The sequence below is a fragment of the Pseudomonas sp. 05L36 genome (assembly GCF_056398125.1).
In genome coordinates this window covers 410,807-420,723 of record NZ_JBFTOU010000001.1, presented here as the reverse complement: position 1 = coordinate 420,723, position 9,917 = coordinate 410,807, and the positions used below count along the sequence as shown (strand labels likewise).

The window sequence follows — 9,917 nt, the reverse complement described above, 5'->3', positions numbered from 1 at the left end:
TTATAACTCAACTCGCCTTTTTCGACCTGATCGACGACCGACAATTTAAAGGTCAGCGTGTAATCACGCTGACTGCGCCTTTCTCCCGCGTTCATTACTCCCTCCTGAGAATGGGTCAGAAGGTGTAAACCTTATTCAGGACGGAACACGGCCATAAAAAAGGGCAGCTCAAAGCTGCCCTTTTCCCAACCTGCTCCTTAGGCGGCGCTAAACAGCTTGTGCGGATCCATGACGAATTTTTTCGGCACCCCGGCATCGAACTCGTGGTAACCGCGCGGCGCGTCGTCCAGGCTGATTACCTGCACGCCGACGACCTCGGCAATGTTGATCCGGTCCCACATGATCGCCTGCATCAGCTGACGGTTGTACTTCATCGTCGGGGTCTGGCCGGTGTGGAAGCTGTGGGACTTGGCCCAGCCGAGGCCGAAACGGATGTTCAGGCTGCCATGCTTGGCGGCTTTGTTGACCGCGCCCGGGTCTTCGGTGACATACAGACCGGGGATACCGATATTGCCGGCGACCCGCACCACGCCCATCAGCGCGTTGAGCACATCGGCCGGGGCCTCGTGCTGCGCGCCGTCATGGCCGTGGCCACGGGCTTCGAAGCCGACCGCATCGACCGCACAATCGACTTCCGGCTCACCGAGCAGGTTAGCGATTTGCTCGTACAGCGGAGTGTCCTGGGTCAGGTCGGCGATCTCGAAGCCCTGGGCCTTGGCATGCGCCAGACGCAGCGGATTGACGTCGCCGACGATCACCACCGCCGCACCAAGCAGACGGGCGGAGGCGGCAGCAGCCAGTCCGACCGGACCGGCACCGGCGATATACACCGTGCTGCCAGGGCCGACACCGGCGGTCACCGCGCCGTGGTAGCCGGTCGGCAGGATATCGGAGAGGCAGGTCAGGTCGCGGATTTTCTCCATGGCCTTGTCGCGGTCGGGCAGCTTCAGCAGGTTGAAGTCGGCATACGGCACCAGCACGTATTCGGCCTGGCCGCCAACCCAGTCGCCCATGTCCACATAGCCATAGGCACCGCCGGGGCGCGCCGGGTTGACCGTCAGGCAGACGCCGGTGTGCTGTTCCTTGCAACTGCGACAACGGCCGCAGGCGACATTGAACGGCACCGAGACCAGGTCACCGATCTGCACGTTTTCCACGTCACGGCCCCTCTCGATCACCTCGCCGGTGATCTCATGGCCAAGCACCAGCCCGACCTGGGCCGTGGTCCGGCCACGCACCATATGCTGGTCGGAGCCGCAGATATTGGTCGAAACCACGCGCAGGATCACGCCATGGTCGATGCGCTTGCCGCGCGGGTCTTCCATTTTCGGATAGGGGATGGTCTGCACCTCGACCTTGCCTGCGCCGAGATACACGACACCACGATTACCAGACATGCTTTCACCTCGCTTTTGTTGTTGTGAGAACACGGCCCTTGTACTGCGAAGGGGCGCGCGGCCTTACAGTGCGGCGGTATATGTCTTGCGTTTGCGCGTGAATGCAGATCGGTTGGAAGTAACCTTCCAACCACGCGTGATTAGCAGTCATCGTGTCGATCCTACGCCTGGTATCAGCACTCTGCGAGGGCATTTAGCACCCAATCACCGCCTGTTTCCTGCCATGCTCCGAACCATCGCCTATCCTCGGTTCCGATGCTTGCTGGAGGTATGCGTCCCTCCGTGCCTAACGCGTCTATGATTCAGCCTGGATCTTCTATGAGGATGCAGTACTTACCAACAGGATCAGCGCCTGTATCCCCGGATATCCACCTGCAGCGCCAGGTGTGAGTTGTATGTTGAGTATCTCTTTCCCCTCAGTTTCCATGGATTCAGGGGCTAACCCCGGACGATAGGAGCAAGCGCGATGATTGCGGACTGGACTGGTCAGGTAGCGCTTGTCAGCGGAGCCGGTAGTGAACGAGGCATTGGCATTGCGATTGCGAAGCGACTGGGCAGCCTGGGCGTTAAGTTGATAATCACAGGCAGCAGCGCTCGCATTCATGATCGGGTTGAGGAGTTACGTGCCGCAGGATTTGAAGCGCAAGGGCGTGCGGCGGACTTGAGTGAAGAGGATCAAGTCCTTGAACTTACCACTTGGGCAGAATCGGTATGGGGACGAATCGATATTCTTGTGAACAATGCCGGCATGGCCGCCCAGGGTCATCCCGAGCCTTTTGCCGATCTGGCGGACATGAGTGTCGATAGCTGGAATCTTTCAATTGCTCGGAATCTGACAACCGCCTTTCTGTTGACCCGTGGAATTTTGCCGGGGATGCGCAACAGACACTACGGCCGAATCGTCAATGTCAGCTCCACGACTGGCACTCGGGCAGGTAATCCAGGAGAGGCGGCTTATGCTGCGGCCAAAGCTGGGATGGTAGGTATGAACATGAGCCTGGCCCTTGAGGTCGCGCGCTATGGAATCACTGTGAACTCGGTCGCGCCGGGTTGGATCGCCACAGGGTCAAGCACTCCAGAGGAAGAGAATGCAGCGAAGTATGTCCCGGTTGGCAGGGCAGGTCGCCCGGAGGAAGTGGCTGCTGCCGTTACGTTCCTGGCGTCACCTGAGTCCAGTTACATTACCGGCGAGTTGCTGGTGATCGACGGTGGCAACTGCTTGATAGAGAACAAAGCGCCCAAGTAATCAATGCGTGCCCGCCGCGAAATTTTGCAGCGGAGGAGAGTAAGTGACTCCCTCCGTCGCAAGTCAGGCTGATTCGATCAAAACGGCAGTGACAGTTTCGCCGTGCGCCCCCCATCCACCACGAGCACCTGCCCGGTGATGAAGGCCGATGATTCCGAGGCCAGGAAAACGACTGTCCCGCCAACATCCGTCGGCAATCCGGTACGTCCGACCGGGTGAAGGCGCAGGAGTCCCTCGCGCGCCGCACGCGGATCAGCTTGATCGGCGAGATACGCATCACTCAGCTCGGAATTGATCCACCCTGGAGCAATGGCATTGCAGCGGATGCCGTCCCGGCCGAGATCGACTGCCAAGGCTCGGGTCAACCCATGGATGCCGGCCTTGGAGGCACAGTACGCGGCATGTTCAGGGTTGGCGCCTATCCCTTCGATCGACCCGATGTTGATGATGCTGCCACCGCCTCGCTGACGCATCTGGGGCACCAACGCCTTGCACAAGAACGCTGGCGCCCGCAGATTGACAGCCATCATGCGATCCCAGTCCTGTTCGGTCATATCATCAATGGATTTCTCGAACATGAACCCTGCATTATTCACCAGGACATCGACTCCGCCGAGCTGCTCCCGGGCTATTTGCGCGATCAAACCGGGGGACTCCATCGAAGCGAGATCAGCCTCGACGAAATAGACTTGAGGCTGATTTTGCAAGTCGGCATCCAGTGCCTGGCGCTGAGCGATCAACACAGAAGCTCCCGCCTCAAGCAATTGTTCGGTGATGCCTCGGCCAATCCCTCTGCCGCCCCCGGTCACCACTACATTTTTACCTTTAAGCATCGCTACCTCTCCTTAGCCGGATACCGGCTTGGCGCCTGTGACTTCGACCGTTTCACCGGCGATGTACCTGGCCTCGTCGGACGCCAGAAATGCGATGACATCCGCAATGTCTTCCGGCTCGGCGATACGGCCTAATGGCACGCTCTTGTTCAACTCTTGCACGGCCTTGTCCGGATCCAGGCCGCGACGCTCAAAGCCGCTGCGTATCATCGGGGTATTGATTTCGTGCGGGCACACGGCGTTGACACGAATGCCCAAAGGGGCGCAATCGCGGCCCAGATTCTTGGTTAAAGCCGCGACGGCCCCTTTGCTTGTGCAATACGCCACGTGGGCGGGGCCTGGATAAATGCCCCAGACAGATGATGTGTTGACGATCGCGGCGCCGGGGCGATTTTTCATGTGCGGTATCGCGGCACGGCAGATGAAGAACACCGCATTCAGGTTTACGCCCATGGCGTCGAACCACATGTCGTCAGTGGTTTCCTCAATCGTGCCGCGGGGAATGATGCCCGCATTGTTCAGTACGATATCGATCCCCGAAAAAGTGTCGACGGCAGATTGGACAATCGCTTCGCAATATTCTTTTCGGCGCAGGTCGCCTGCCACGTAGTGCACTTCGGCGCCTAAGTCACGGACTTTGGCGGAAATTGATTTGCAACCGGTTTCGTCAAGATCAGACAAAACAAGCTTTGCACCTTCTCGGGCGAACAATAACGCTAACGCCTGTCCGACACCGCCGGCAGCGCCGGTAATGACCACCACTTTATTATTGAATTTCATCGGGCAACCTACCTGGTAAGTTTTTGGCGCAGCCATTATTTAATTTCAATGGATCGCAGCGTCCAGCAACTTTTTTACTGGGCCAAAGATAACCAGGCGTTATCAGAAATTACTGACTCGAGAATAGAATCGCGCCCAAGACAGCCCAACAGAGGTTTGTTTTCTTTGTGCACCGCGCTTCATGTCTCTGGATGGGAATCTCCAATGATCCCAATGCGGCTAGCGTGCATTCCTGTGAAACGTGTGGAAAAGCAGGCATGCCTCAGACTGCGAAGTCAATAAAATGTACTCAGGTGTACATTCAGGGAGGCATCGGGTTACATTCGCGTTACGCATTTTTTGAAGAAGGTAAGCGCGATGTCCCAGTTAGGGAAGGCACGTGGTAAGGCCCAGGATGCAGGTTGGCGCGGCTCCCCGGAAGGTTGGCTCGAAGCTGCCTACGAAGCTTTGAAGGAGTCGGGCATCGATGCCGTTCGGGTCATGCCGCTGGCCAAGCGCCTGGGCTTGTCACGAACCAGCTTCTACTGGTTTTTTGAGGATCGTGAACAGTTGCTCGCCGCCTTGCTTTCACGCTGGCGGGAGACCAATACGGGGGGCTTGATCCGGCAAAGCGAAAGCTATGCGGAAAGCATCTCCGAAGCGATCCTGAATGTGTTCGAGTGCTGGCTCAACCCGCAACTGTTCGACTCGCAGTTCGAGTTCGCCGTGCGCAGCTGGGCGCTTCAGTCAGCTGAAGTTGCTCAAGAGGTCGCTACCGTAGACGAGCAGCGCATGAATGCCCTGGCGAGCATGTTCAAGCGCTTCGGCTATGACAACCAGGGTGCTGATGCGCGAGCCAGAACGATTTATTTGACCCAGATCGGCTACATCACCATGAACACGACTGAGTTGATCACTGTGCGTTTCCAACGCATTCCTCATTACGTGAGCATCTTCACCGGGAAAGTACCCAAACAGCGCGAGCTGGATCGTTTTTACGGGAAATTCGGCTACGCCGAAAAAGAGCCCGGGGTTTTCGTGCCCTTGACCGATACCTTCGAGGAGACGTCTGCAGATGCTCAATGAGACGCTGGGCATTATTGGAGGAACGGGGTGGTTGGGCGCAGCGATCGCCAAGGCAGTGCTGGCAAAGGCATTGGTGCCGACGGGCAATCTGATCATTTCCAACCGTTCTGGCAGCCATCCATTGGCACAGCAAGGCGCTTGCCTGGTGGCTGATAACCAGGACCTGGTGGATCGCAGCGAGGTAGTGATCATCGCGGTTCGACCCGAGCATTTCGCCAGCCTGAACATCAACGCGACGGGCAAAACAGTCATTTCACTGATGGCCGGGATTACAGCGCAGGCGATTGCTGCGCAGACCTCGGCTTCGGCGGTCGTGCGGGCGATGCCCAACGCGGCGGTAGAAATCGGGCAGTCTTTTACACCTTGGTATTGCTTCGCAGAGGTAGAGGCCGCGACGAAGGATCTCGTGCAGCATCTTTTCGAATGTGTGGGCACCGCTGCTGAGGTTCAGCAAGAGGATTTCATCGATTACCTCTCGGCACTCTCGGGTACCGGCCCGGCCTTTCCTGCGTTATTGATGACGGCGCTGGCCAATCAGGCGATGGTTGCCGGCATACCCACTGATATTGCGCAGCTCGCCGCTAAAAATGTCGTTGTAAATAGCAGCCAGCTATTGGCCAGCCACGATGCTCAACAGATGATCGATGCCTTGGTTGCCTACCGCGGAGTGACGGCTGCGGCTTTGCAAACGATGACGCAAGGTCATTTCGAAGAACAAATTGGCAGGGCGTTGCAAGCCGGTGCTGCCGTTGCCCGCAGAGGGCTTGAAGCCTGATAAACCGAAGCCCCTTCACAGAGGCTCCGGTAAGTGTCGTTTACTCTGCCTTGAAGCAGTAAACGGCCAGCTTGTTACCGTCCAGATCCCGAGCGTAAGTGCCACGCCATACGCGACCAGTGACGAGCTGGAAGGGGGGCGTGCTGATTTCCTGGCCGGGGCCGGCAACACCGATGATGATCGACTCGCCCCAACCCTTGTGACAGCACTCCAGTGCCGCTCGCATCAGCTGCACATTGGCGACGCACTCGAACGAGTGATCGACGCCGCCGTCGGTGAGTTCGACGATGACGTCCTGGATAGGCTTGCCATAGTCCTTGGGGTTGATGAAGTGAAAATTGCCCCTGATGCTTGAGATCAGGGGCATGACTTCAAATGTCTTTCAACAGCCGCAGTGCATCGTAGATGGCGGCGTGGGTATTGCGCGCCGAGACCGCATCGCCGATCCGGAATAGCTGGAAACGGCCTTCAGGGTTGGTCACGATGTTCTGGGTTTTGCCGGCGATCAGATTGTGCTGCTCGACTGCGCCGTCATTGCTCGAATGGGGTCGCAGATCGAAGTACAAATCGTCCAGGGGGAGGGTGCCGTGGTTGATCACCACCTGATCGACCACTCTCTGCTTGTGCACCTGGCCATAATCGCTGCCGAAGTGGGCAAACAATTGCCCGTCGCGCTTCTCTACGGAGTCGACCCGATACGTGACCGTAAAGGTAACGTCCAGGTCCTGCAGGCTGCGCATGTAAGGCACCAGGTTCATCGCCATCACTTCCGGCGAGAACGACCGGTCGGGTGTGACGATCTCCAGTTTTGCACCGCTGTTGGCAATGACCTCCGCGGCCTGTAGCGCCGCGTGGTCGCCCGCGTCGTCGAAGATCAGCACGTTCTGGCCGGGCTTGACGTCGCCGGAAATGATGTCCCAGGTGGACACCACCAATTCATTGCCGTGGTTGAGCACCTCGGTGTGCGGCAAGCCGCCCGTGGCAACAATCACCACATCCGGCTCTTCAGCCAGCACCGTCTCGGCCTCGGCCCAGGTATTGAAGTGGAACTTCACACCGAGGCGTTCGCATTGCACCATGCGCCAGTCGATGATGCCGATCATCTCGCGGCGACGCTCGCTCAGAGCAGTCAATCGAATCTGCCCGCCGGGCTGGTCGGCGACTTCGAACACCGTGACGTCGTGGCCACGTTCACCGGCGACCCGCGCTGCCTCCAGACCCGCGGGGCCGGTCCCGATCACCACCACCTTGCGCTTGGTCGGCGCCTTGGGAATTTCGTGGGGCATGGTGGTTTCACGCCCGGTGGCGGCGTTGTGAATGCAATACGCGGCACCGCCCTGATAAATACGGTCCAGGCAATAGTTGGCCCCTACGCAGGGGCGAATTTCTTCTTCGCGCTTTTCGATGATCTTGCGCACGATGTGCGGATCGGTCATGTGCGCTCGGGTCATGCCGATCATGTCTACCTTGCCGGAGGCAATGGCGTGTCGGGCGGTTGCGACGTCGGGAATCTTGGCTGCGTGGAACGTCGGGAAACCCGTCGCCGCACGGATCTCTCCGGCAAAATCCAGGTGCGGAGAGTTGCGCATGCCCTGGATCGGAATCACATCGGTCAGGCCGGCATCGGTATCAATGTGCCCGCGAACGACGTTGAGGAAGTCGACCAGGCCGCTGTCCTTGAGCATGTGAGAAATCTGCATGCCGTCCTTCGCACCGAAGCCACCGGGCAGGTCTTCATCGCCGGTGTAGCGGACCCCGAGCAGGAAGTCTTCGCCGCAGCGTTGGCGGATACCGCGCAGGACGTCAAAGGTGAAGCGCAGTCGGTTTTCCAGCGAGCCGCCGTATGGGCCGTCGAGGTCGTTGGTCAATGGCGACCAGAACTGATCCATGAGGTGACCGTAAGCCTGCAACTCCAGACCATCGAGGCCCGCCGCCTTCATGCGTTCGGCGGCATCCACGTAGTCCTTGATGATTCGATCGATGTCCCAGTCTTCCATCTTTTTCGGAAAGGCCCGGTGGGACGCTTCACGGGAATGAGAAGGCGATACGACCGGGAGCCAGTCAGCCTTGTCCCAGCGCGTGCGCCTTCCCAGGTGGGTCAACTGAATCATCACCGCCGCGCCGTGTTCGTGGCATTCGTCGGTCAAATCCTTCATCCATTTGACCACCTCATCCTTATACGCCAGCACATTGTTGAACACCGGCGGGCTATCGCGGGAAACAGCGGCGGAGCCTGCGGTCATGGTCAGCGCCACGCCGGCCTTCGCGCGTTCAACGTGATAAGCGCGGTACAGATCCTTCGGCATGCCGTCGACAGGATAGGCGGGCTCATGGGAGGTGGTCATGATCCGGTTTTTGAGGGTCAGGTGCTTGATCTTATAGGGCTGCAGCAGGGGATCGCTGGACATGGTGTTGCGCTCCGGGAACAGAACATCGGGCTTGGTTTGACATGACGGTATGTCGAATGTTCATGTGTGTCAATGATTGAGACACATATGTACATTTTTCTTGCGCGGTGAAAAAACCAGGATTAACATCCATTCGAAACAGGGGTGATCGGGCCGGTCATCCCAGGCACCGATCCATGAATGCGAGGGGACTATGAAAGTGCTCGTTGCGGTCTCGAAAAAGCATTGAGAGTGAGCTGATCATTCCATTACATAACGATGTGAGAAATACAGGACGCGGAGATGCACATGATTACGTTATCCAGTAAAACTTGTATCGGCTGGCTTGCAGGCTTGGTTATGGCATCCGGCAGCCTGATTGCCCAAGCCGAGGAGCCCGCGCCTATCCGTATCGGCTGGGTGAATTGGTCGGATACGGAAATCGCTGTAAAGCTGGCAGACACGGCACTGCGAGCCCACCTGAAGCAACCGGTTAAATTGGTGCTGGCCGATATCGGTATTCAGTTCCAGGCGCTGGCTAACGGTAATATCGATCTGATTCCGATGGTTTGGCTGCCGAGCACTCACAAGTCCTTTTATGACAAATACCGCGACAAGCTCGAAGACTTGGGTGTGCTGTATGAAGGTCGGATTGGCATGGCGGTGCCTGCTTCCATTCCTGCCAGTGAAGTCGCCAGTGTCGAAGACCTTAACAAACCAGAGGTAAGGGAAAAGCTCGGCGGCAAGATCCTGACTTCCGAAGTGGGTAATGGTCAGTACAAACTTACGGAAAAGGCCATCAAAGAATATCGTCTCGATGGCTATAAGATGGTCGCTTCTTCAGAATCCGGAATGTTGAGCGAGTTGGACCGTAATCTGAAGCGTGACAAGTGGTCTTTGATTAACGCATGGAGCCCGCATTGGATGTTCTCCAAGTGGCCACTGCGTTATCTGGATGATCCGAAGCAAATTTTCGGTGGCGCTGAGCAAATCCACGCGGTTGCACGCAAAGGCTTTAGCGCGGAGCACCCCGATGTTGCTCGATTCTTCGCCAACTTCAAAATTCCTAAAGCTGACCTTGAGAAATTGATGGCTACTGCGCGTGATAGTTCGGCAGACCAAGTGGTTGCAGAATACTACGCAGCCAACAAGCCCCGCTTTGCAGCCATGTTTGACGGCACAACCGCTGCAACAACGGCGGGCCAGTAACGACTGCGCTTTCCTGTAACTATATTGCGGTTCGGTGCCCTTGACGGTGAGTGAAGGGGGCCGGGTGCACCGAATGGGTGAAATATGTCGGTGACAACGCTAGGTATAAAACTGGATGGGGAAACGCGTGCCCTGTTGTCTTTTGAATCTGAATAGTGTTGCGCAGTGAGGTTGAAGAGGGCTTCGCCGTCTTTCTGAATCCGCTGCCTTAATGTAATTTTTAAA

At 57.5% G+C, this 9,917-nt stretch carries 8 protein-coding genes and 1 pseudogene; 4 read left to right on the top strand and 5 right to left on the bottom strand.

Annotated features, from left to right (window positions below; all coding sequences use genetic code 11):
- Positions 1 to 197: 197 nt before the first annotated feature.
- Positions 198 to 1,397 (bottom strand): formaldehyde dehydrogenase, glutathione-independent, encoded by a 1,200-nt coding sequence (gene fdhA / locus AC1DKH_RS01835; RefSeq protein ID WP_477755859.1) that lies wholly within the window; start codon positions 1,395 to 1,397, stop codon positions 198 to 200.
- Between the two features lie 466 nt (positions 1,398 to 1,863).
- Between fdhA and AC1DKH_RS01830 the strand changes: the two genes are divergently transcribed.
- Positions 1,864 to 2,643: an SDR family NAD(P)-dependent oxidoreductase gene (locus AC1DKH_RS01830; protein ID WP_477797258.1), complete on the top strand. Its 780-nt coding sequence runs from the start codon at positions 1,864 to 1,866 to the stop codon at positions 2,641 to 2,643.
- A gap of 77 nt (positions 2,644 to 2,720) precedes the next feature.
- Here the strand turns inward: AC1DKH_RS01830 and AC1DKH_RS01825 are convergent, their stop codons facing one another.
- Both AC1DKH_RS01825 and AC1DKH_RS01820 read right to left on the bottom strand, forming a co-directional pair.
- Entirely contained in the window at positions 2,721 to 3,476 is a 756-nt protein-coding gene (locus AC1DKH_RS01825; RefSeq protein WP_477797257.1) for an SDR family NAD(P)-dependent oxidoreductase, read from the bottom strand.
- Between the two features lie 12 nt (positions 3,477 to 3,488).
- Positions 3,489 to 4,256, bottom strand: coding sequence for an SDR family NAD(P)-dependent oxidoreductase (locus tag AC1DKH_RS01820; protein WP_477755219.1), 768 nt, complete (start codon positions 4,254 to 4,256; stop codon positions 3,489 to 3,491).
- A gap of 357 nt (positions 4,257 to 4,613) precedes the next feature.
- Between AC1DKH_RS01820 and AC1DKH_RS01815 the strand changes: the two genes are divergently transcribed.
- Together AC1DKH_RS01815 and AC1DKH_RS01810 are read left to right on the top strand one after the other, a co-directional pair.
- Entirely contained in the window at positions 4,614 to 5,321 is a 708-nt protein-coding gene (locus tag AC1DKH_RS01815; RefSeq protein ID WP_477797265.1) for a TetR/AcrR family transcriptional regulator, read from the top strand.
- On the top strand, positions 5,311 to 6,096 hold the full coding sequence (locus tag AC1DKH_RS01810) for a pyrroline-5-carboxylate reductase family protein (protein ID WP_477797256.1): 786 nt from the start codon (positions 5,311 to 5,313) through the stop codon (positions 6,094 to 6,096). The genes AC1DKH_RS01815 and AC1DKH_RS01810 overlap by 11 nt, the downstream gene beginning before the upstream one ends.
- Before the next feature lie 43 nt (positions 6,097 to 6,139).
- Here AC1DKH_RS01810 and AC1DKH_RS01805 read toward each other — a convergent pair.
- Both AC1DKH_RS01805 and AC1DKH_RS01800 read right to left on the bottom strand, forming a co-directional pair.
- Positions 6,140 to 6,439: pseudogene (locus AC1DKH_RS01805) on the bottom strand (zinc-binding dehydrogenase); the annotation flags it as partial.
- Positions 6,440 to 6,467: 28 nt separating this feature from the next.
- The gene (locus AC1DKH_RS01800) at positions 6,468 to 8,504 is read right to left on the bottom strand and encodes an oxidoreductase (protein WP_477797255.1); all 2,037 of its coding nucleotides are present in this window, start codon (positions 8,502 to 8,504) and stop codon (positions 6,468 to 6,470) included.
- Positions 8,505 to 8,792: 288 nt separating this feature from the next.
- On the opposite strand from AC1DKH_RS01800, the gene AC1DKH_RS01795 reads away from it, so the two are divergent.
- On the top strand, positions 8,793 to 9,692 hold the full coding sequence (locus AC1DKH_RS01795) for a glycine betaine ABC transporter substrate-binding protein (protein ID WP_477797254.1): 900 nt from the start codon (positions 8,793 to 8,795) through the stop codon (positions 9,690 to 9,692).
- Positions 9,693 to 9,917: the final 225 nt, after the last annotated feature.